We start from the raw sequence: 22629 nt of genomic DNA, 5'->3' as shown, positions 1-22629 counted from the left end.
TATCTGCACGATGCCAACGCCGTTCAGGGGGCACGGCCCGAAAGCCTGCCCGCAGGGACGCCACCGCTCCTCTCCCTTTCCGGAATTGCCAAGTATTTCCCGGGCGTGATCGCGAACAAGGATGTCTCGATCGATTTCTATCCCGGAGAAATACACGCTCTGCTCGGCGAGAATGGCGCCGGGAAATCCACACTGATGAATGTTGTCACGGGCCTCTATCAGGCAGATGAGGGCGAGCTGATCCTCGACGGTTACGGCGTAACCTTCGACGGTCCCGAGGCCGCAATCCGCGCGGGTATCGGCATGGTCCATCAGCACTTCAAGCTGGTGTCCCGCTTCACCGTGGCGGAGAACCTCGCCTTGGGCTGGAGCGAGACCAGACGATGGCTTTCCGCTGCGGCCCTCGCGGAACGCGCTCAGGCAGAAGCAAAACGCTTCGGTCTCGATATCCGTCCGGATGCTCCGATCGACAGCCTGACGTCGGGCGAGCAGCAGCGCGTGGAAATCCTGCGTGTGTTGTCCCGTGGGGCGAGACTGCTCATACTGGATGAGCCCACCGCCGTTCTCAGTCCGCTGGAGGTGGGCGAGCTCTACGCTGCGTTGCGTCGCTTTCGCGACGGCGGGGGAGCCGTCATCCTGATCAGCCACAAGCTCGACGAGATCATGGCCCTGGCCGACAAGGTGACCGTGCTTCGTCATGGTCGCGTTGCTGGGAGTCACCGGGTGGACAAGACGGACCCTGCCACGCTGGTTACCGAAATGATCGGCCGTCCGGTTGAGCAGAAAACGGCCTATCCCCGGTCAGCACCGCGGGGAAGGGCGGATGTTGTCCTCGCGCTTGAGGACGTCAGCTTTCGTGACAGCGCCGGCCGATTACGGCTGCACCCGCTCTCTCTCGATGTCCGGGCCGGGGAGATTTTCGGTATCGCCGGAGTGACCGGGAATGGCCAGTCGGAACTTGCCGATATCCTTGCAGGGCTGAGCATTCCTCTGAGCGGGAAGGTCCATGTTGCGGGGACCGCCATGCAGGGGCGTGGGCCGGGAGAATTCAGGAAGGCCGGTATCGGTTATGTGCCCGAAGACAGGCTTCACAAGGCGCTCGCACCGGCTCTGGGGGTAACAGAGAACGCGGTGATGCGCGTCTTCCGTACCCATCCGGTGGGAGGACGTATGGCCTACCACGCGGCGGCTGCGCGCGATTTCACGCGGTCGCTACTCGATCAGGCCCGCGTGACGGTGGCGGACCCTTCCACACCCATGCGCGGATTGTCGGGAGGCAACCAGCAGAGACTTGTCCTGGCGCGTGAGAGGATGATCAGCCATCTGGCCCTGATTGCAAGCTATCCCAGCCGGGGGCTGGATATTGGCGCGATATCCCTTATGCGCGAGGCCCTGGCCGAAATTCGCGATGAAGGGCGTGCCGTCGTCCTCGTGTCGGAGGATCTGGACGAACTCATGGCCCTGAGTGACCGTATCGCGGTACTCTGCGCAGGTCGATTGATGACAATCGTGGATCGTTCCGGCTTCGACCGGGCAACACTCGGAGCCCTCATGAGCGGTCGTGATGCAGGAGGGGGGGCATGAGCCGACGGACCAGACTGGCTGTCGTTCCGGCAAGACGCATCATGATCGGAAGGGCCCTGGCCCTGTGTGCGGTCGCTGTCGTTCTCGCAATCGTTCTTGTGCTGCTGGGTCTGCCGCTGGGGATGGTCTGCGGACTCGTGCTCAAATCGACTTTCGGCACGGTTTTCGGACTGGAAAATCTTGCTCTTTACATGACGCCTCTTCTCATGACCGGGGCGGCAGTCTGGCTCGCGCTGCGGGCAGGGTTATGGAATATCGGCGCTGAAGGTCAGTTTCTGGCAGGCGCAACGGCTGCAGCGGCAGTAGGGTTATTCGCCCCTCTACCGGCTCCTGTTGCGTTGCCCGTCGCCATGCTCGCGAGCCTTGTGGCCGGGGGCGCATGGAGTGCTGTGCCTGCCGCAGGGCGCGCATGGCTCGGCGTCAGCGAAATCATCACCACGCTTCTTCTCAACTTCATTGCTACCTATCTTGTCTATTATCTTGTGACAGGTCCCTGGGCCGATCACGTGACGGACGCGCAGGTTTCAAGCCAGCGTATGATGCTGGCTTTGCCGTCTGTGTACAGCGTCGTTCATTGGGGCGGTCCTGTGGCTCTGGCACTTGTCGTAGCGCTGGGCGCCCTGCTTAAACGAAGCCGTTTCGGCTATGAATTATCCCTTTGCGGCTCCAATCCTGACTCTGCACGCTACGCAGGCATAAGGGTTGCGCCGCGCCTCTTCACGGCTCTTGTCGCATCGGGGGCGTTGGCGGGTCTTGGCGGCATGATGGAAGTGCTCGGAACCGTCCATCGTCTCCAGGGCGGGCTTGCGCATGGCTATGGATATCTCGGGATCGTCGTGGCGCTGCTGGCGCGCCAATCGGCTTATGCTCTCATTCCTGCTGCCTTCCTCATGGCGGTGATCCTCAATACTGGCATCGTGTTGCAGACCCTCCAGGTCAGTGCCTCTTCAGTGCTGGCCATCACGGGGCTTCTGGTCTTTGCCGTTGCAGTAAGCGATGAGCTGGCAGCCTATGTGCGTCTGGAGACAAAATCATGACGGCGTTCCTGCCACTCGTTCTCCATGCCCTGGCCTATGGCAGCATCCTTGCTCTGGCGGCGCAGGGCGAGGTGATTGCCGAACGGGCCGGGGTGATCAATCTTGGGGTTGAGGGCCTCATGGCGCTTGGCGCTGTCATGGCCGTTCTGGCCGCCGATGCCTCGCTCTCTCCATGGCTCGGATGCCTTGCCGCCCTGATCACGGGAAGTGCCGGTGCTCTCGTGCTTGGCCTGGCGACGGTCAACGGTTCCGCCAATCAGACACTCTGCGGCGTGGCGCTCACTTTTCTCGGACTGGGGCTCAGCGCTGTTCTCGGGCATGCCGTAGCGGGGCTTCCGGTCTCTGCCATTTTCGGCTCGTGGTCTGTCCCGGGTCTGTCCCGTCTGCCCGGTATCGGTCCTGTGTTCATTCAGAGCCCGTTCGTTTATCTCGCCTTCATCATCCTGCCGATTACCTGCCACTGCCTGCTCTTCCGTACGCGACTGGGGTTGAGCCTGCGCGCCGTTGGCGAAAATCCTGCCGCGGCGGATGCTGTGGGGATACCGGTCCGGCGCTATCGCCTGTGGGCCGTCGTGACCGGGGGCGCGCTTGCCGGACTCGCGGGGGCCGACATGACGCTTTCCGTGATGCCCGTATGGTCTGAAGGCATGATTGCCGGGCGTGGGTGGATTGCCGTAGCGCTGGTGATTTTCTGTGGCTATCGGCCTGTCTTCGCGGCGGCTTCCGCTTTGCTGTTCGGACTGGTGATGTCGCTCAGCTTTTTTGGCCAGGCGCAGGGCTGGCCGATTGCCCCGGCCGTCCTGAACATGACTCCGTATCTCGGCACGATCATGTTCATGATCCTGCCTGCCTTGGTTTTACCAGGCATGCGGCGCCTGATGGCGGCACCGGCAGCACTTGGCATTCCCTACTTCCGCGAAGAGCGCTAGATGCGTCCTAGCCTGACCGGCAAGGCGAGGTGAGTTAGCCCGTCGGTTGGTTTGCCCTGACGTATCGTCTTCTGGCATCCGCGGTTCAGAACGACCAGATCGCGTCGCAGGAGAACCAGAGCATATTGTTGGTCCCATCGCGCACCACCGTCTCACCCAAAGGGGCCGGGCGGTTGAATTGACGTGTGCCATTGAGCGATTTGTCGAGTCTGATTTCCAGACGGAATGTGAACTGACCGGTATGGATATGCCGGTTGATGAATTCGGGCTTCCAACTCGCGCCGACAGTCAGGGCGCCATAGGTCGTAGGCGACGCAACATAGTAGGGATAAGGCACATTGCGGAGCATGTCGGTATAGGATGTAGTGCTGACATAGGCAGCGATCATGGCCCCCGTGTTATCCCTGAACACTTCGCCACGAAAATTCAGCCGCAGGCTCGGGTCGATGTCCCAGGCCAGTTAGGTCGTGACCCCGTAGCTGTCATCGCGCGTGATATTGTCATGCAGATAGGTGCCGTTCACTGTCATCGAAACCTGGTCATCAAAATGATAGGTCAGCAGGACATCTCCGTTAAAGAGCATCTCTCGATTGGCGGCGCGTCCGATACCGATACTGGTCCAGCCATCCGGGGAGCGACGCACAGGGCCGTTATTCCCCTGGGGCCCGAAATGACCGATGAGATGCCCGTCGAGTTTCCCCGCCATGAGATGAGTAAAAGCGAGGCCGATATATCCTTTCGGGCGGCTGTTATTACCTGCATTGCCAAAAGTGGTGGAATTGCCCGCGTCCACTCTCAGTATACCATCGAGATGTCCGGTAAAATGGGTGGTTGAGAGAATACCGACCGTCTCGAACGGCACGATATAGGCCGAGGCGTAATTCACCGTATAAAATGGGCGGGCAAGGGCCGGGGTACCTTCGGCACCCATGATCCCGCAGATCTGACCGAGTTGCAGATCGATCCCTTGCTTGACGAACCAAGGCACATGCAGATCGATATGCGCCTGGCTCGGGGCGATCTGATAGAGCCCTGTCAGCGCCTTGTCCGCCATGCCGATTGTTGGGTCGAAGCGTGCATCAGAGCCGTACATCACTTCCATCACGAACCCGAGACCGTATCCTGATCCAATATTGGTCACGGGATGAGAGAGCGCCCCCATGATCTGGTTGAGCGTGACCGTGTTGGCGCGATCGACATAAAACTGACCGAAATTACGCCCAGATCTTGTCCAGGGATTTCCTGCGATGCCCCCTTCGACAGTGAGATGCCCTTCTATGCCGTTCCAGTATGTCGGGCGATTGGGGGGCACGGCAGGGAAAAGATTGCCGTTCGCTTGTGCGGGAATACCGGAGGCGTCGCCTGGGCCAGGCGCGTTGCCAATATGGTCCGAGAGAGGGCCGGTTCCCCGCTGGATATCCTCCATACGCTGGGGAGGGCTGGCCCGGTCTGTTTCCACGTTCTCGCTCTGGAAAGTGCTGACGCCGTCCAAAGAGTGAGAAGCCGCGCTTGCTGAAGGTTCGTGAGCGGACGCCTTGCGGCAGGAGGTTGATCCGAGAATGAAGACCGTGCCTGCGAAGAGCATTCGGCCGATTGGTTTGTCCATCGCATATCCGGACTATTATTGATTATCTGTCCTTTATCTTGTGAGATTATTTGATATTATGGCAATGATAATCAGAAGTGTAATATAGACCAGAAACAATAAGAAATTACAATACGAAACGGCAATAAAACAGACTGCAGCCCCTGAAAGGGCAATGGCGGGCAGCAAGGGATAGAGCGGCGCCTTGTATCCTCGCTCGAGACCGGGTTCTTTGCGACGCAGGACGAAAAGGCTGATCATGCTCATAACGTACATGGTCAGGGCGCCGAAAACCGAGAGTGTCACGAGGATGGCCGTCAGGGACTGACCGCCAATCGAGACGACATCATCGGCGTAAATGGCAACGATTCCGATCGCGCTTCCGGCAATGGTCGCGCGATGAGGGGTGTGGAAGCGATTATGCAGTCGTCCCAGCGTTGTCGGCAGAATTCCTGCCCGGGCAAGCGCGTAAATCTGCCTGGCAAATCCCATGATGATCCCATGGAGAGAGGCGACGAGCCCAAACAGGCCCAGCCATACCAGCATGGAGAGCCACGGGCTTTGTGACCCGACTACGCGTTTCATGGCCTGAGGCAAAGGGTCATTCAGATTGGCGAGTGTCGCCCAGTCGCCTGAGCCTCCGGCGAAGATCATGACCCCGAACGCCAGCGTCACGAGGGTGAGAACGCCGGCGCTATAGGCAACAGGGATGGAGCGTTGAGGGGTGCGCGCCTCCTCGGCGGCCATCGCAACCCCTTCTATGGCCAGAAAAAACCATATGGCGAAGGGAATTGCCGCGAAAACACCGCCCATTGCGGTAAAGCCGAAATGGGATCCTGCCCCCCACCCGTTATGGTTGAAGTTCGCCCAGGAAAAAGCAGGCGCGACGACTGCCATGAAGACGAGCAGTTCGACGATCGCTGCGATCGTGACGAAGAGCTCGAACGTGGCCGCGATCTGGACCCCCACAATATTCAGCGTCATGAAAACCAGATAGGCTCCTGTTGCCGCCAGTTTGGGCGGCAGACCGGGGAACTGCACGTTCAGATAGGCGCCGATGGCAAGCGCTATCGCAGGTGGGGCGAAAATGAATTCGACGAGTGTCGCCAACCCCGTGACAGTGCCGCCCAACCTGCCAAGAGCACGCTCCGCATAGGCGAAAGGTCCTCCAGCGTGAGGAATGGCGCAGGTGAGCTCGGTAAAACTGAAGATGAACGCGGTATACATGAACGCTACAAAAATCGTCGCACCCAGAAAACCCAGCGTACCCGCGGTGGCCCAGCCATAACTCCACCCAAAATACTCTCCGGAGATAACCAGCCCGACGGCGATACCCCATAGATGGAAGGCGCTGAGTTTCCGGTTGAGCTGCGGGGGCATCGCACTTACTGCTGGCAGTTCTTGTTTCACGGCGCGAGGCGTCCTTTTTCTTCTCTCTGTAGCTCTGAGGGCGCTTGTGGGGTGCGTTCCTTGAGTTCGACCCCGGTCAGGCCGAGACGCCTTGCCTCGTTGATCAGCCAGAGCAGCTTGACGGTCGCCTCCGCGGGGCTGAGCCCGTGATCGTGGATATTGGAAAGGCAATTGCGCTTTGAGTCGGGCGTACCGGGCGCGGGGGCGTGGGTCAGATAGACGCCCATACTGTCAGACACGGTCAGGCCGGGGCGCTCGCCAATCAGCACGGCGACCATGCGTGCTCCCAGGCAGGCGGCGATATCGTCGCCCAGTGCCACGCGGCATTGCAGGGCGATGATCGGTGGTGCGATACGCCAACCGGGCAGACCATCGCAGCAAGAGGCGACGAGTGAAGGCCCATGCCTGCTTACGGCCTGCGCAGACAGCCCGTCTCCAAGCACGAAGACGAGGTCCCAGTCGCCGCGTTCGAGGCATTCGCGCGACTCAATCCCCAGACGCCGTCCCAGGTCAGGTCTGCCGAGAAAGCCCGGTCTGTCCTTGGCGGCGCTGGTCACGGTGAGTGCCTGTCGGGGACGAAGGCCAAGCCTCAGTGCCTCGGTGTCGAGTGGGGTATGCACGGCATCGCGCGCGCGTGCATGATCGGCCTGGAAAGCGAGTACATCCCGCGTCACCTGGCCATTGCCGCTGCGCCCCAACCCGATCCGCGCACGTGTTGCGGCACGCATGACACGCCATGGGTCATCGATCTCGCGCGGCGGTTCCTGATTGACTGGATCGGTCATGACTGCCAGCCAATCAGGCCAGCAAGCCGCGTCTCGCCGGGACTGCGCGACAAGACCCGGCCCGAGGCGCTGTCATATAATCCCATCTGTTCCAGCCACGCCCCATATTCCGGTGCCAGCTTCAGGCCCAGAAGCGACCGTGTCGTGAGAATGTCGCTGAAGGCGAGGCTCTGGTAATTGAGCATGATGTCATCTGCGCCAGGCACACCGATCAGGAAGGTGACCCCGGCCGTTCCGAGCAGAAGCATCAACGCATCCATATCGTCCTGATCGGCTTCTGCATGGTTGGTGTAGCAGACATCGCAGCCCATCGGCACGCCAAGCAGCTTGGCGCAGAAATGGTCCTCTAGCCCGGCCCTGATGATCTGCTTGCCGTCATAGAGGTACTCAGGGCCGATAAACCCGACGACCGTGTTGACGAGCAGGGGATCAAAAGCCCGGGCGACCGCGTAGGCTCGCGCCTCCACCGTTTGCTGATCGATGCCGTGATGGGCATCCGACGAAAGCGCCGCGCCCTGACCGGTCTCGAAATACATGACGTTATCGCCCAGAGTGCCGCGCCTCAGGCCGTGCGCAGCGCTCTGTGCCTCGGCGAGAATATCGAGCGTGACACCGAAGCCTTCATTGGCTTTCTGTGTCCCCGCGATTGACTGGAAGACAAGGTCAACCGGTCCACCCTGATTGATGATCTCGATGGTATTCGTCACATGAGTCAGCACGCAGCTTTGGGTCGGAATTGAATAAGTCTGACGCAGTGTGTCGAGCATTTCGAGCAGAGCGCGCCCCGTCTCGACGTTGTCAGTCGCCGGATTGATGCCGATCACGGCGTCGCCGCAGCCATAGAGCAGGCCATCCAGGGTCGAGATGGCAACACCCCGAAGGTCGTCGGTGGGGTGATTGGGCTGAAGGCGTGAGGCAAGCACGGTCCGCTGCCCGATCGTGTTACGGAATTTGGTAATGACCTCGATTTTGCGGCTCACCGCAATCAGGTCCTGATTGCGCATGATCTTGCTGACTGCGGCCGCCATTTCAGGGGTGACGCCACGCGCAATCTCCGTGAGGCTCCGCGTATCGGCCTCGTGAGAGAGCAGCCAGTCACGGAACATCCCTACCGTCATCGAGGAAATCGGCTCGAACGCCCGGCGATCATGTGTGTCGATGATCAGCCTTGTGACATCATCGACCTCGTATGGGATGAGCGCCTCGTTGAGAAAGGCGGTAAGGGGAAGGTCGGCCAGGGCGTATCGCGCGGCCACACGCTCCGTGGCACTGCGTGCTCCGAGCCCGGCCAGCGCATCGCCCGAGCGGTACGGAGAAGCACAGCCCATGAGATGTTTCAAATCGCGGAACATGTAGCGCTCGCCTGAAAGGGTGGCAGCATAGCTCATGCAGATCATCTCCTTCCGTTGCGATCAAATGGAATATATTCCGGATCCGAAAAGTATAACAAACAAGTCACCAAATATCGTCGATTATATTGGAGAAGATTATCAACATGATGGATGCCACCCGTCAGCAACACGTTTTCTGCAACGTGAACGCCGGGTTGTCGTCAGGCGAAACGCGTCGGGCTCGTTTGTCACGTTTCCGATAATCCCGTGACAAAGCTGTGAGTCCAGGGCTGGGACGCTTACGATATCGCACATCGTGCTCTATTCTCGTGTGATAAATCACAAGGAGCGTGATCATGGACGTGAAGTTCTCGGCTACCGATATCGATTTCGACTTTTCCCTCGAGGGCAAGATCGCCCTTGTCACCGGCGGCGCCTCCGGGATCGGGGCGGCCATCGCGACGGCCTATGTGCGCAAGGGAGCCAAGGTGGCTCTCGTTGACGTGAATCATAACAATGCGGCAGCGAAGGCATCGGAACTGGGGGCGTCGGCCCAGCCATTCTCGTGCGATGTCTCCGATGCAACTTCCGTGGCGGAAATGGTGTCGAAGGTGGAGGCCACGTTCGGCAGGATCGATATTTTAGTCAATTGTGCTGGCGTGGTCTTCCTGGCCCCGGCAGAGACGCTGCCTCTGGATTACTGGGACAAGACGATTGCTATCAATCTCAGGGGTACCTTCCTGGTCACGCAGGCCGTGGGTCAGGCCATGATCGCGGCAGGGAAGGGCGGGCGCATCCTCAATCTTGCTTCTCAGGCGGGAACAGTGGCCATTGAAGAACATGTGGCCTATTGCGCCTCGAAATTCGGCGTTATCGGTATGTCCAAGACCTTCGCGGCGGAGTGGGGTAAATACGGGATTACGGTCAACACCCTCTCCCCGACTGTGGTTCTGACCGAACTCGGCAAGAAGGCCTGGGCAGGAGAAAAGGGAGAAGCCGCCATACGGCGTATCCCGACGGGTCGCTTCGCTATTCCTGAAGAGATTGCTGCGGCGGCAGTCTTCCTCGGGTCCAGCGGCGCCGCCATGATCAATGGGGCCGATCTGCTGATCGATGGCGGTTACACGATCCTCTGAAGACATGCCCTCATTTGATCTGGCCGGGTATTACGCGCTGCCTGGCCAGATCAAGAACGATCGCTCAGGGATAAAGAGCCAGTTTCACCATCCACGAACCTCTCCCTTCGGCAGCAATCTGCGTTGAGGCATGTTCTCTTGATATCTCGATTGGAACGGTTGCGGGAGGCGAGGCGGGTGGGCGTCCAGTCTCAGGTCAGTGATTTCCCCTCTCAAGGGCATTTTGCCTGTCTTGCTTGTCCCGTCGAACACCTTCGATAGCCAAGCCATAGCATGCCGGGCGAGGTTCGTCGTTTCAACGGATACGCTTTCGAGTGCTCACGCGCGCGACGCGAAGTGCACCGGGGAAGGCTCAACCCTCGGAACAAACGTGGAAGCGCATGAATGTCTATTCGTATGGGCGTGACAAGAGAGTTTGTTCATCCCGATCTGTGTCGGAAAAACAACAACTAGCCACACTTTGTCGGACTGTCGTCATCATAAGACAAACACAACCATAAAATTCATGTTTGATATCAGTATCCTAGGTAGACTGTCATCGAACTGTCATATTGGAGTCATCAAAGCTTCGCAGGAAGCAGCGATGGGCAATGGGTAAGGGAGGCTCACACCCACCGCAGCATCGGAAGATGATACTGACATGACCTCTCTCCCCCGTGCCTGTCGCTTGTTGCTGGCATCGGTGTCGTTGGCCTCACTGGCCGTCGCGACCCCAGTGCATGCCGCAAGTCTCGATCAGATGAGTCTGATGGAGCAGCAGATCAAGGCCATGCAGTCGCAGCTCGCAGAGATGAAGCACGAGCATCAGCGCGAAATGAAGCGCATCCATGACCAGCTGGCGCAGCAGCGTCAGGCAGAAGAGAATGACCCCTATGGCGCGCGTAACGGCTATCGCGGCGCGCCAGCCCACGGTTCCGGTGCCATGTCCCCCGGTGCAGGCTTCGCTACCGCTTCGGCTCCCGGGCCGAACAGGGATGTCCTGCTTCCCCCTGTCAATGCGGCAACCCCTTATGGCCAGCTGACCGGCACCCCAACCGGCCGCGTGACTGATCTTTACGGGCCGCTTCATCGCGGTCAGATCCAGATTGGTGGCATTCGCATCACGCTCGGTGGTTATGTCGAGGCCGCGACCATGTTCAGGTCGCGCAACAACGTGTCGGATATCTCCTCCAACTTCGGCTCGATCCCGTTTGCGAACAGCCCGAACTACCATATCAACGAATTCCACGAATCGGCGCGTCAGAGCCGTCTGGCAGCCCTCGTCGAAGGCGATATCACCAAGGCTTTGCGTGCTCAGGCTTATATCGAGACCGATTTCCAGGGTTCGGGGTCGTCCTCCAATTCGCGCCAGTCTAACTCCTACGTTCTGCGTGAGCGCGTGTTCTACGGCCAGCTGATTGACGATGTGGACGATCTGACCCTGCTTGGTGGTCAGAACTGGTCACTGCTCACCATGTTCAACCACGGTATGCGGGCTCGTGACGAGCAGGTGCCATTGTCGATCGACGCCCAGTATATCCCAGGGTTCAACTGGACGCGTAACACCCAGATCCGCCTCGTGAAGGGCTTTGATCACAGCCGCTATAATGTCGGTATCTCGATCGAAAACCCGCAGCAGGTCATCGCGGTTGGTTCAGGCGGCCAGTATCTTCCCGCCGGTGCAACGTCAGGCACGTACCAGAATGCTGGCGTCAACGTGAACAACCCGTCCACCAATTACTCGACCGATGTCGCACCCGATGTGATCGGCAAGCTCGCGGCCGATCCGGGCTGGGGCCATTACGAACTCACGGGGCTGCTGCGTTTTGCTCATAGCCGCGTCTCCTATACCGGAACCGGACAGAGCAGCACCAAGGTGGCCGGTGGCGGCGGTGGCGGTCTGATCCTGCCGGTCGAGAAATCGCACAAGGTGTTCTTCCAGGCTTCCGGCCTGATCGGTACGGGTATCGGACGCTACGGGACGTCCAATATTCCTGACGTGACCATCGATTCCAAGGGGCAGGTCAAGCCGATGCCCGCGGCCAACGTGCTGGTCGGTCTGTACGGGAATGCCACCAAGGCGCTTCAGCTTTACGCCTATGGCGGCATGGAAATGCTCCGCTCGCGTTCCTACTTCGATGTCGGCGGCAAGCATTACGGTTATGGTAATCCGCTCTACAACGTCGGCGGCTGCGATATCGAAGGGGCCGCGTCCAGCGCCTGCCAGACCAGTATCAATCGCGTCGTGCAGGGCACAGCCGGGTTCTGGTGGACCTATCTGCATGGCGATTACGGCACGCTGCGCGTCGGCGCGCAGTATTCCTACACCTATGTCACCTCCTTCAGCGGGGTGGGCGGTACGCCACACACCAATGATAACATGGTGTTCCTGTCGCTGCGTTATCTCCCTTTCCAATAAGCGCAGAGCGAAACGGCCTCTCCCGTCGGGCGAGGCCGGTCATCGAGATCATAAAACCGCCAGAGCATCGCGCTCTGGCGGTTTTCTGCATTCAGAAGTCGGCGTTAACACGGCCGAAATAATATCCGCCTGTCATCGGCACCTGTGCAGAGGCCGAATCATAAACATTCACGCCGTTCGAAGCGAGATAAGCGGGTACCTTGCGGGGGCGCAGGTTGAAGATGTTGTTGGCGCCCACTGCCACATGCCAGTGATCGTTGAAGCGATAACCGAGTTCGAGATCGGTCAGCCAGCGCGGCGTATTCTTGAATTGCGCGAAGCAGGTATTGGATCCGCGCAATGCGCCGCCGGTCAGCGGGCAGATGGCACTTGCCGGTGTCCAGTCCTGATAGGTCAGCATGCCCACGGTCTCACCGTAACGGGTCTGGCGCAAATTCACGTCCCAATGGCCGATTGTGTAATAGGCATTGAGCACGATCTTGCTCCGTGGAGATTCCGTGGTGAGGTAGGAAATCGTCTGCGCATTGAGCAGCGGACGGCCCGCGGCAGAGAGTCCGTTATGCGTCAATGTGGTGCGGTTGAGGTTGAGCGCCATGGAGAGCACGACCGATCCGTAGCGCTGCAATCTCAGGCGATAATCCGCCTTGATGTCCAGCCCCTGGGTGCGCGTACTTGCTCCGTTCGAGAAGAAATACGCCGAGAATCCGGTCGGATTGCTGAGCGTCGCCCCACCTGGGAGCGTGTACCCCATCTGCTCAATGGCCGTGATGGCCTGGGCGCCCACTACAGAACCACCTTGCACGATGCGATCTCTCAGATTGATCTGATAGACATCGGCCTCGACATGAAAATTCCTGACTGGCTCCAACACGACGCCGCCGCTGGCATTGGTGGAACGCTCTGGCTTGAGCGCACTGGCGCCAAGCGTACGTGCGGCTTCGGAGGCCACAGGCAACAGGCCTGAGGCGGAGGTCGGGCCGACACTGAGCGCGCTGTAATGCTGCTCGGCCAGTGTCGGCGCCCGGAAACCATTGCTGATCGTGGCACGCACGGCAATACGCTTTGTGAAGTCGTAACGCGCCGAGATCTTGCCGTTCTCGGTATTCCCGGAATCCGTGTAGTGCTCGAAACGGCCTGCCAGATCGATATCGAGCTTGGGCAGCGGATGGAAATCGTCGTCGATATAGGCTGCCCAGATATTACGGCTCCAGCTCCCGGCATTCTGGGGCGCGGCGCCCGCATAGCCCTGAGTCCCGCCCGCCTCATAGGAGGGAGGTTCACCGGCGACGATATCGTACATTTCGAGGCGATGCTGACCGCCAAAGGCGAGCGTCATCGGCACGGCATCTGCGATGCGGAATCCACGGCGGATGTCGAGGTTGTTGGTCCACATCGCGTTGCGATAGGTCTCGGCGCGTGCGCTGGTGGGGGAGTATCCGCAACCCTGCGATGAGAAGTATGGCAGGGCCCTGTTGGTGGTCTGGCAGGAGCGACCGAGCATACCCGTATTGGCGGTGTTGATTGTGTTGATGTCGTCCTCATCTGCACCGTATTCGGTGCTCACATCCCAGTCGAACCCAAAAAGATGGCTCCCCTTGAACCCGAGATTGGCCTGATAGTCGTTCTCCTCGATGGCCTCGATCGGCGAAAAACCGGTCGGATAGAGGGTGGGCGCAATCGTGGGGATACGATAATTCTGGATCGCCTCGGCATGACGATGGGCATAGGTGATGAGTCCGTAGAAATCGACGGTGCTGCTCACCTTCTTGCCGAAATCGATACCCAGATTCTCGCGCGTTTCCTCGGGCGTACTCATGATCTTGTTCGAGTTGTAGGGCACCTTGATCGCGCCGGGGAGAATTCCGTAATACCCGACCGTATTCGCACCCGGCGGGGCATAGGGCAGCAGGCGATGGTCCTGTGTGTCCAGAAAGAAGTGGTCGGTGTGATAAACCTGCCCACTCAGATGGAGATACCCATCACGCCCGAGCTTCATGCCGCCATCGGCGTTGAGCTGGTAATTCCAGCCTGTGCCTGAATAGGCATTCGCGCCGGTCTGGGCGGTCATATGAAGTCCGTGATCCTGCTTCTTGGTGATGATATTCACGACGCCAGCAATGGCATCCGACCCGTATTGCGCGGCGGCACCATCCTGAAGCACCTCGATATGGTCGATGGCATTGGCCGGGATCATGTTGAGGTCAACCGGGGTAGAGCCGAATTGCGGTCCCGGGTTCTGCACGACGTTGCCGGTCACATGGCGTCTCTTGCCATCTACCAGCACAAGCACTTCGTTCGGGTTGAGACCGCGCATGCGGATCGAGCCGGTGAGTGCTGCCGTATCACTGCCCCTTGTCTGGATATTGATGGCAGGATTGACGCGCGTGATCGCGTCGGTGAGGTTGAGCTGACCCGAACGCGCAAGTTCTGCACCAGTGATGACCGTGATCGGGCTGGTACTGTCCCGGGCCTTTCGATTGACGGCATGGGTGCCTGTCACAATCACAGATTCATCACCCGAGATCGCTCTCTGGCGTACCGACCGTCTTGGGGTCTGATCCCGGTTTACAGGCTGGGCGGGCTTGCTTGCCGTTTTGCCAGGGGTCCTGCGTGCATGCGTGTCTGTGGACCCTGCTGCCTGGGCGTCTTGCAGCAGGGCCATGGCAGTCATCACGGTGAGTGAGGCCGTAAGAAAGGAGGCGCGTCGTCTCATCTAGGGCCTTTCCAATATAGGTCGAAACGTTCCTGTACCGGAACGATCTGCAAGGGGTTGTGTCGCGTAGGCTGACCTAAAACGCGATGTCAGGGTTGTGCACAAGGGAGCAGCCGGGCTGGGACCGGCGCTCCATTGCGACATAGAAACGATAAATGCGATTTTAAGGAAACAGAAGGTCTTTATCGCTCTCGCAACATTCTGTCATAAATCAGGCTGGTCCGTGTCAGAATCCTGTTGAGAGCGAGACAACACCCGCAAAGCCGCCACCGACAAAATAGGTCGGTGCCCGCCCCGCAATTGTTGTCCCGTATACGCCCCGTGTCGGGTTTCGATTGAGGCCCACGCCATTGACCCCTGACAGATATCCCGATCGCCCAAGATTGATCAGGTTGAGTTGCAGTTGCGGCGTTTTGAGGCGCTGGCTGCTCTGCAGCCGGTAGCCGAGCGAGAGATTTGCACTCGCGAAACCGGGAATCCTCTCGTCGTTCATGAAGGTCGAATAGGTCGGGCCGACATAACGTCCATTGAACAGCCCGAAGAATGTGCCATCGTCATAGGAAAGACCGAGGCCGCCGGAAAATTCTGGTGTACGGACCGGTCTTTTGCCGGCAGTCGGCAGGTAATCGCTCCCAGAGCGAATATTGTTGTCGATGGTCGCATGAATGTACTGGCCAGACAGATAAGGGCTGAGGCCATGCCACGGCCTCAAACCAAGCTCGAATTGGGCACCGCGCGCAGTCTGACCACCGCCATTGATCGACTCTGTCGTCATCACGCCATTCAAAGGCGTGGTGGTGGTGACCTGACGATTGGTGAAGTTATAGTTGAAGAAGGCAAGCGACAGGTTGACGAGGCCGGTATGGCGATAGCCGATCTCCTCGCCGATTGAATATTCCGGTCGTGTATCGGAGGATGCGCTGCGGGTCTGTTGACCGCTCGTCAGACTGAAGCGATCCTGATAGCTCGAAATGCCTGACGGTGCTCTGAAGCCGGTCGTACCATTCAGATAGACCTGGTCACGAGGCGACAGGCGGAATGCCGCGCAGACCTGGGGCAGGGGCGAGACATAGCTTGTCCCGTTTCGATAGCGTGCGCCTGGCAGGAGATTGGTGACCGAGCGCGACACCATAACGACACGCAGACCGGCCGTGATTGTGAGACGATCATGCAGGAGGCGTATGCGATCGGTGAGAGATAGCGCATTGATCTGCTGCATGAGCCGCGCGTCATAGGACGAGAGCGGCGCGCCACTGGCTGTGAGGATCGGATAATCCCCCCATTGGTTGGAGACGCCACCCTGCGCGTTGGGCAGAACATAGCGCGAGAGGCTCGAGAAATCGTAATAGGAGTGCCAGTAGCTCAGTGACAGCCGATTAGGGCCCGTCTCATAGTGTAGCGCGCTGTTCAGCCCTGAGTGAGATTGGTGATAGGCATCTGTCGCAACCGAAACAAAACTGGCGCCTAGAGTGGCTGGAACCTGCAAGCCCCCTGCAGGTCTATTGCCATTATAGCTTCCCAGGCGGCTGAGCGTGGTACCGTAACTGTCATACCCCCAGACATAGATAAAATAGGGAGTCAGATCGAGGCGAAGCTGCCGTGAAAGACGCAGCGAAAGCGGCGCCGCAAGAAAGCTCTGGGCACGGGCATTCTCCTGATATCGGTAATAATTCGGATCGCCGGAGACGTAGTCAGATGTGTAGTTGAAGTCGGTACCATATTGCTTCCATTGCGCCATGGTCGGTGGACGCAGATAGGTCCCCCGCTCCCGGTTGAACGAGAAGATCAGATCAGCAGTGTTAGCCTGCCCCCATTCCTTGCTCAGACGCACATCTGTGTGGAACCGGCGCATCGGCCCTGCGCCACGCCACGGATCCGCCCCTCGATAGGAAAATGACGCAAAGCCCTTGGGGCCGTCCTGGCCGATCCGTCCTGTATCAAGCCGTACGAACTCACGGTTCAGGTTATAGGAGCCCCAGGAGCCGCCAATGTATCCGCCACGCTCCTCCGAGGGTTTGCGCATGCGCATCGAAAGCGTTCCCCCTACCGCGTTATAGAGGGGCGCATCTGTCGCGCCACTGCCCTGAGCCAGGGTGACGGAAGCAATATTTTCGTTATCGACCGTCTGGGAGGCATAGGGCACGAGAAACAGGGGCGGCGCCGCAGGCACGTTCTCAAAGAGATAGCCGATTTCGGTCTGATCCAGTCCGCGAACGGACAATCCTTGCTGCTCGTCATTCGTACCCAGTGGATCATTGCCGGAATACACCACACCCGGGAGGCTTGCGATCATGGCCAGAGGGGACAGAGTGGGCGATTGCCTGGCAATGAAATCTCGCGTCAGGCCGCTTTGAGCGCGCGGCGCAGTCTGGTTGGGCATCAGACCGCCACCCGGTGACGTACCCTTCGAACCGTCCGGATTGGCGCGCTTGTGGCGCACAACCACGACCTCATGCCGGGAAGGCTTGAGCGGTCGTGTACGCGGTGTCTCCGGGCGGGACTCTCCTGATGGTTCAACGGCATCGGCGTCGGCCCGGTCGGGGAATGCAGTCAAGGCGCAGATCAGCGGAGACAAGAGAAAGAGGGTGATGCGTGTCATGGCTTGGGTCCGGCGCGGCTTTGTGTCCCGCCCGGGATAGGGAGTCTGTCATTCTGTGTAAAATGATACATTATAACAAAAAATGGCTGTCTGAATGAGGCTCTCCGACTGAGAGATCAGTCGAGGAGGAGTGCTGCGGGGTCTTGCGACGCCATGCAGGCTTAGACGTTCGGCAGTCCGACAGAGGATATCTGGGTCCCGACCCTCGTCACATGGTCAGGTCTTGCGCATTCCAGCTCGATGGTGATGACGAATTTCTGGCCATTTGGTCCGATCGGGACGCGCGGTTCAGGCGCACTGACCCTCTTTTCCGGATCGAAAAACCGTGGTGGCGTACCGCGAAGCCTGGTCAGGTCATTTCTTCCATTCATCGTGGTATATTTACATACTGACTGAAACGAAGGGAAAACCTAGATATATCCTTATAAGTCCACGATTCTATATTTCGATATGCAAACACGATTTCGTATATTGGCGATAATTAACCAATCATGTCAAAAAATTGCTGCCATGTCATGCGAACGATTCTCACTCTTAACGAGTCCAGGTTTATGACAAGCACTCTTCGACCAAGGCGGCGTAAGACCGCCCGGAAGTTCAGGGCCCGCGCCCTGTTCCTAGGCATCGGCATGGGGGGGCTTGCGCTTCCATTCGAGGCGCGCGCCGTACCGCCACCCGTCAATCTTGGCAACGCAGCGGGAGCAAGCGACGATGCCTCCTCAGGTGTTTTCGGATTTTTGTCCAATTGGCGCCGTACCTCCAATCTTCTCGGCAATATGTGGGGGCTCAGGCCGGAGCTCGGCAAATACGGCGCGGTGCTGGCTATTCAGGAAACGTCGGAGGTTTTCGGCAATCCGACCGGAGGGAGCCATCGCGGGGCAGGGTATAACGGACTGACCGTGGCCGTGCTCCAGGTCGACACCCAGCGTGCCATGGGCTGGTATGGTGGTACTTTTAATGTCAGCATGGAGCAGATACACGGCCGCGCCTTTAGCGCCGATAACCTCATGGCGCTTCAGACCGTGAGCGGGATTGAGGCCGATCGCGCGACGCGCCTCTGGGAGCTCTGGTTCGACCAGAAATTCCTCGATCAGCAGAAGCTCGATATCAAGATCGGCCAGCAGAGCCTCGATCAGGAATACATGATCAGCTCGAACGCGCTTGTATTTGCGAACACCATGTTTGGTTGGCCCATGCTTCCATCGGCGGATCTTCCCGGTGGTGGTCCGGCCTATCCGCTTTCGGCGCTGGGCGTCCGGGGAAAGTACTGGCTGGCCACGCCCCTCTATCTTCTTGGCGGTGTCTATAGCGGCAGCCCCACCCGGCATCGCGACGGGGACCCGCAAATGGCCAACCCCTCCGGCACGAGCTTCCCGCTCAATCGGGGGGTGCTCGCCATTGCGGAGCTGCAATATGTCTATCCGGCGCTCGGGGCGATGGTCTCCCCTGACGAGGTCCAACCGCTTTCGCATGTCTACCGTATCGGCGGATGGTATGATTCCGAGCCTTTCGCCGATCAGTTCTGGGACAATAGCGGTATTCCCCTTGCTTCACCCAACAGCAACGGCACCGCAATGACTCACAGAGGGGCGTTCAGTTTTTATGCCGTGATGGATCAGATGATCTGGCGCAGCCATACCGATCCCAATCGGACAATCAGTATTTTCGGGCGCGCCATGGGGGCACCGCAAACCGATCGCGTGCCCATTGATTTCTCGCTCAATTTTGGCCTGACGTTCAACGATCCGCTTCCGTACCGCACTGATGATACCTTCGGTATCGGCATGGGCTACACCCATGTCAGCGGCGCCCTGGCCAATTATGACCGCGCTGTGCGTCGCTATTCGGGCGCATATTCGCCCGCGCAGGGCGGCGAGACCTATGTCGAGGTCACGTATCAGTACCAGTTCACGGGCTGGATGCAGTGGCAGCCCGACTTCCAGTACGTTTTCAACCCGGGGGGCGGCATTCCCAACCCGTCTCACCCTGACCGGCGCCTGCGTGACGAACTCGTCTTCGGGTTCCGTACCAATATCGCGCTGTGAGAAGAACCATGTCCTTCAAATTCCGCAATGCTGCCCTCGCCGCATGCTCCCTTGTCGCCTTCTCTCTGCCCGCCCATGCCCAGAACAAAGGCTTTCTGGAGACGTTGCATCGCCATACGACACTGGCCTCGACCAGCCCAGGCAATGGAGATCTCAATCCCTATGCCGTGGTGGTCGTCCCACAGGACATGGGCGTGCTGAAGAAGGACGAGGTTCTCGTCACGAATTTCAACAATATCAGTAACCTGCAGGGTACGGGCACAACGATTGTTGCCTACTCACCTGTGACGGGCAATGCGCGGCTCTTCGCCAATCTGCCGCGTAATCTGGCTGCCTGTCCTGGCGGGGTAGGGCTGACCACAGCCCTCGCCATCCTGAAATCAGGATGGATCATCGTCGGAAGTGCACCCAGCAAGGATGGCACGACCACGACCAAGGGCGATGGCTGCCTGATCGTGCTCGATGCGAATGGCAAATACACGACCACCTGGAAAGGTCCTCTGATCAATGCGCCCTGGGGGGACATTGCGAGCGTCGATAAGGGAGACAATGCGACCCTGTTCATTTCCATGACCGGGTTCGATCTTCCCGGACCGAATGTTGTGGACCCGCAGACGCATTACCCGCCCATCCTGCACAAAGCGACCGTATTGCGCCTTGAACTCAGCATTCCCGAAGGCGGTCCGCCGCAACTTGAAAGCCAGACCGTGATCGCGAGCGGCTTCTCCGCCCGCGCAGATCGAGACAACTTCCTGTTCGGCCCGACCGGCCTCGCGCTTGACGATGACGGCACACTCTATGTCACCGACGGCTACGACAATGAGGTGACCGCGATCGATGACGCTCTCACGCGCACGGATCCGGTAACTCGCAAGGATGATGCCGTAGGACGGATCATTACCAAGGGGGGCCTGTTGAACTGGCCTCTCGCCATGATCTGGGTGCCGGGCCACCATCTTCTGGTCGCCAATGGCCGCAACGGTCAGGTGGTCGAGATCGATCCTGCTACCAAGAAGCAGATCTACGCGCAGTGGGTCGACGCGGATCAGGCGCAGCAGCCGCCGGGGAATGGCGACCTCTTCGGTCTGGCGATGACGCCGGACCGCAAGAGTTTCTATTACGTCGAAGACGACATGAACACGTTGAATGTGAGCCAGCCATGACACATTCCAATTCCGGACTTCGCCTTGGCAGGCGGGGATTCCTGGCGACCACCGCTGCTGCCGGTGGGGTGGCGGCGAGCGCCGATCAGGTCTTTGCGATCGAGAGCCCGGCGCTTCATCAGCCCGGGATCATCACAGCGCAACAGCCCTGCGCCTATTTCATTACCTTCGATCTCGCGACGACAAAACGCGACGAGGTCGTTGCATTGCTGCGGCGCTGGACAGAGGCCGCGGACGCGCTGATGGCCGGCGTTTCGGTCCATGGTCTCGCGGATTCCGGCGAGATCGACGGGTTGAAGGATCGTGATCTCACGATCACCATCGGGTTCGGCCCCGGCCTTTTCCAGAAAGATGGCAAGGATCGCTACGGTCTCAATACTCATCGACCGGAGGCGTTGGCCGATCTGCCGCGCTTTACCGGCGATCAGCTCGTTCCGGCTCGTACGGGGGGTGATCTCTGCATCCAGTGCTGCGCCAATGATCCGCAAACCACGCTTCATGCTTCACGCGCGCTGACGCGGCTTGCCTATGGCGTGGCCGATCCGCGCTGGGCTCAGGCGGGTTTTCTGCCGAGTTTCGGAAAGGGCAAGACGCCACGCAACCTGATGGGGTTCAAGGATGGCACCATCAACCCCGATAGCCAGAACCCTCAATCTGCCGGTCGCTATATCTGGGCAGCGGATACGGACCTGCCCTGGATGCAGGGTGGAAGCTATCTGGTTTCGCGCATCATCCGGATCGCCCTTGAGCATTGGGACAGAACCCCGGTCAGCTTCCAGGAAGAGACGATGGGGCGTGAAAAACAGAGCGGTGCACCGATTGGCGGGCACGATGAGTTCGAGCCGTTGACCCTTGCCCAGAAGGATCATGACGGTAATCCTGTCACGGCACAGAACTCCCACGCCAGACTGGCTGCGCCCGAGGAGAACGGGGGCGCCCAGATCCTCAGACGGGCCTATTCCTATGATAACGGCCTGAGCTTCACGGCCGAGCGTTGGCCGCCATGGCGCCAGGGCATGGAGATGGATGCTGGGTTGCTTTTCATGAGCTGGCAGCAGGACCCCAGGACGGGGTTCACGCGCATCTTCGAGCGCATGTCGAAATTCGACATGATGAATCAGTATACCACCCATATCGGCGGGGGCTTGTTTGCCTGTCCCGGTCGCAGGAAAGGCGGTTATATCGGTCAGGCGCTTTTCGAGGCATGAGGCCGCGAGTTGGGGGGCGGGTGCACTCTGATCCAGTTCCGCCAGGCCGAGAAGGCTTTTGCCCTGTAATTCCAGAGTAATGAAGTCCGTTTTTATTACTCTGGACGCCTGAAGCCTTGGGTTGTAACCCCTGTCGGGCAGGTGCGGGGCATACAGGGAGCGGGTCCATTCAGGCGTCGAGGCAACATCGGGATGAAAGAGGGGCGAGATGGCCCATCTTGCGTCTTGCTGTGGCCGGTCTCGTTCTCGTTGCTTTCGCGCTTTCTCTGACACTTCAGACTCTCGCCGCGCCTGAGGAGACACCCCGGGCCGAGATCGAGCGTCTGATTGGTGTGGATATCGCTCCCGCGATGAGTATGCCGGACTGCGAAGGCATGCCCGACATGGTCATGCCTGGCAAAACGGGCGGGGCGCAAAAGGGTCATCATCATGATGCCGCCTGCGCCCTTTGTCCTCTGCTCCAATTGGGCGTCTTCATCCTCGGCAGTTCTGTGTTTCTGGCTTTCGCCACAAGCATCACGCTTGAGCGCCGATTCAGGCTGCCGCTCTGCCGGGCTCCGCCCCATCTCAGATGGTGCCTGCCTCCCTCCCACGCGCCACCTCTGCCCCGAATCTGATTTGACGCTTCCGTGCGGCGTCGTGACCTACCTTGGGTTGGTCGCAGGCGCACACGGATCACGCTTACGATCCAGTCCGGGAATTGACC

At 59.3% G+C, this 22629-nt stretch carries 15 protein-coding genes and 1 pseudogene; 10 read left to right on the top strand and 6 right to left on the bottom strand.

Annotated elements, in window-relative coordinates; translation table 11 throughout:
- Positions 1–3 precede the first annotated feature (3 nt).
- From AA0535_RS12195 to AA0535_RS12185, 3 genes are read left to right on the top strand one after another with little or no spacing between them, the layout of a single operon-like run.
- Entirely contained in the window at positions 4–1584 is a 1581-nt protein-coding gene (locus AA0535_RS12195; protein ID WP_373319333.1) for an ABC transporter ATP-binding protein, read from the top strand.
- The gene (locus tag AA0535_RS12190; RefSeq protein ID WP_264816656.1) at positions 1581–2621 is read left to right on the top strand and encodes an ABC transporter permease; all 1041 of its coding nucleotides are present in this window, start codon (positions 1581–1583) and stop codon (positions 2619–2621) included. The genes AA0535_RS12195 and AA0535_RS12190 overlap by 4 nt, the downstream gene beginning before the upstream one ends.
- Entirely contained in the window at positions 2618–3550 is a 933-nt protein-coding gene (locus AA0535_RS12185; protein ID WP_264816655.1) for an ABC transporter permease, read from the top strand. The genes AA0535_RS12190 and AA0535_RS12185 overlap by 4 nt, the downstream gene beginning before the upstream one ends.
- Before the next feature lie 85 nt (positions 3551–3635).
- Here AA0535_RS12185 and AA0535_RS12180 read toward each other — a convergent pair.
- The 4 genes and pseudogenes from AA0535_RS12180 to AA0535_RS12165 all read right to left on the bottom strand — a co-directional run.
- Positions 3636–4973, bottom strand: a pseudogene (locus AA0535_RS12180) (outer membrane beta-barrel protein); the annotation flags it as partial.
- A gap of 216 nt (positions 4974–5189) precedes the next feature.
- Positions 5190–6515: an ethanolamine permease gene (gene eat / locus AA0535_RS12175; protein WP_264816680.1), complete on the bottom strand. Its 1326-nt coding sequence runs from the start codon at positions 6513–6515 to the stop codon at positions 5190–5192.
- Between the two features lie 26 nt (positions 6516–6541).
- The gene (gene eutC, locus AA0535_RS12170) at positions 6542–7330 is read right to left on the bottom strand and encodes an ethanolamine ammonia-lyase subunit EutC (protein WP_264816653.1); all 789 of its coding nucleotides are present in this window, start codon (positions 7328–7330) and stop codon (positions 6542–6544) included.
- Positions 7327–8718, bottom strand: coding sequence for an ethanolamine ammonia-lyase subunit EutB (locus AA0535_RS12165; RefSeq protein WP_264816651.1), 1392 nt, complete (start codon positions 8716–8718; stop codon positions 7327–7329). The genes eutC and AA0535_RS12165 overlap by 4 nt, the downstream gene beginning before the upstream one ends.
- 299 nt (positions 8719–9017) lie before the next feature.
- Between AA0535_RS12165 and AA0535_RS12160 the strand changes: the two genes are divergently transcribed.
- The 3 genes from AA0535_RS12160 (at position 9018) to AA0535_RS12150 (ending at position 12195) form a co-directional block, all read left to right on the top strand.
- A complete protein-coding gene (locus AA0535_RS12160; RefSeq protein WP_264816649.1) occupies positions 9018–9797 on the top strand; it encodes a GolD/DthD family dehydrogenase in 780 nt (259 codons plus the stop codon).
- A 4-nt stretch (positions 9798–9801) separates the two neighbouring features.
- Positions 9802–9924 carry a hypothetical protein gene (locus AA0535_RS12155; RefSeq protein ID WP_264816647.1) on the top strand — a complete coding sequence of 41 codons (123 nt, stop codon included), beginning with the start codon at positions 9802–9804 and terminating at the stop codon, positions 9922–9924.
- Between the two features lie 513 nt (positions 9925–10437).
- A complete protein-coding gene (locus AA0535_RS12150) occupies positions 10438–12195 on the top strand; it encodes a hypothetical protein (protein WP_264816644.1) in 1758 nt (585 codons plus the stop codon).
- A gap of 91 nt (positions 12196–12286) precedes the next feature.
- Here AA0535_RS12150 and AA0535_RS12145 read toward each other — a convergent pair whose 3' ends face one another.
- Positions 12287–14908 carry a TonB-dependent receptor plug domain-containing protein gene (locus AA0535_RS12145; RefSeq protein ID WP_264816642.1) on the bottom strand — a complete coding sequence of 874 codons (2622 nt, stop codon included), beginning with the start codon at positions 14906–14908 and terminating at the stop codon, positions 12287–12289.
- Between the two features lie 226 nt (positions 14909–15134).
- Positions 15135–17507 (bottom strand): TonB-dependent receptor, encoded by a 2373-nt coding sequence (locus tag AA0535_RS12140; RefSeq protein ID WP_264816640.1) that lies wholly within the window; start codon positions 17505–17507, stop codon positions 15135–15137.
- A 551-nt stretch (positions 17508–18058) separates the two neighbouring features.
- On the opposite strand from AA0535_RS12140, the gene AA0535_RS12135 reads away from it, so the two are divergent.
- The 4 genes from AA0535_RS12135 (at position 18059) to AA0535_RS12120 (ending at position 22540) form a co-directional block, all read left to right on the top strand.
- Positions 18059–19552, top strand: a complete 1494-nt coding sequence (locus AA0535_RS12135) for a carbohydrate porin (RefSeq protein WP_264816638.1) — start codon at positions 18059–18061, stop codon at positions 19550–19552.
- 8 nt (positions 19553–19560) lie between these two features.
- On the top strand, positions 19561–20715 hold the full coding sequence (locus tag AA0535_RS12130; RefSeq protein ID WP_264816636.1) for an NHL repeat-containing protein: 1155 nt from the start codon (positions 19561–19563) through the stop codon (positions 20713–20715).
- On the top strand, positions 20712–21923 hold the full coding sequence (locus tag AA0535_RS12125; RefSeq protein ID WP_264816633.1) for a Dyp-type peroxidase: 1212 nt from the start codon (positions 20712–20714) through the stop codon (positions 21921–21923). Before AA0535_RS12130 ends, AA0535_RS12125 begins: the two co-directional genes overlap by 4 nt.
- 218 nt (positions 21924–22141) lie before the next feature.
- Positions 22142–22540 carry a permease gene (locus AA0535_RS12120; protein WP_264816631.1) on the top strand — a complete coding sequence of 133 codons (399 nt, stop codon included), beginning with the start codon at positions 22142–22144 and terminating at the stop codon, positions 22538–22540.
- Positions 22541–22629: the final 89 nt, after the last annotated feature.

Source organism: Asaia krungthepensis NRIC 0535, from assembly GCF_025995175.1.
GTDB lineage: Bacteria > Pseudomonadota > Alphaproteobacteria > Acetobacterales > Acetobacteraceae > Asaia > Asaia krungthepensis.
This window is presented reverse-complemented; position numbering and strand designations above follow the sequence as displayed.

Bases quoted from the DNA above. Each gene is read 5' to 3' on its own strand.
- AA0535_RS12145 (WP_264816642.1), bottom strand. From the start codon at position 14,908: ATGAGACGACGCGCCTCCTTTCTTACGGCCTCACTCACCGTGATGACT.
- eat (WP_264816680.1), bottom strand. From the start codon at position 6,515: ATGCCCCCGCAGCTCAACCGGAAACTCAGCGCCTTCCATCTATGGGGT.
- AA0535_RS12190 (WP_264816656.1), top strand. From the start codon at position 1,581: ATGAGCCGACGGACCAGACTGGCTGTCGTTCCGGCAAGACGCATCATG.
- AA0535_RS12140 (WP_264816640.1), bottom strand. From the start codon at position 17,507: ATGACACGCATCACCCTCTTTCTCTTGTCTCCGCTGATCTGCGCCTTG.
- AA0535_RS12135 (WP_264816638.1), top strand. From the start codon at position 18,059: ATGACAAGCACTCTTCGACCAAGGCGGCGTAAGACCGCCCGGAAGTTC.
- AA0535_RS12155 (WP_264816647.1), top strand. From the start codon at position 9,802: ATGCCCTCATTTGATCTGGCCGGGTATTACGCGCTGCCTGGCCAGATC.
- AA0535_RS12160 (WP_264816649.1), top strand. From the start codon at position 9,018: ATGGACGTGAAGTTCTCGGCTACCGATATCGATTTCGACTTTTCCCTC.
- AA0535_RS12130 (WP_264816636.1), top strand. From the start codon at position 19,561: ATGTCCTTCAAATTCCGCAATGCTGCCCTCGCCGCATGCTCCCTTGTC.
- AA0535_RS12125 (WP_264816633.1), top strand. From the start codon at position 20,712: ATGACACATTCCAATTCCGGACTTCGCCTTGGCAGGCGGGGATTCCTG.
- AA0535_RS12165 (WP_264816651.1), bottom strand. From the start codon at position 8,718: ATGAGCTATGCTGCCACCCTTTCAGGCGAGCGCTACATGTTCCGCGAT.
- AA0535_RS12150 (WP_264816644.1), top strand. From the start codon at position 10,438: ATGACCTCTCTCCCCCGTGCCTGTCGCTTGTTGCTGGCATCGGTGTCG.
- eutC (WP_264816653.1), bottom strand. From the start codon at position 7,330: ATGACCGATCCAGTCAATCAGGAACCGCCGCGCGAGATCGATGACCCA.
- AA0535_RS12185 (WP_264816655.1), top strand. From the start codon at position 2,618: ATGACGGCGTTCCTGCCACTCGTTCTCCATGCCCTGGCCTATGGCAGC.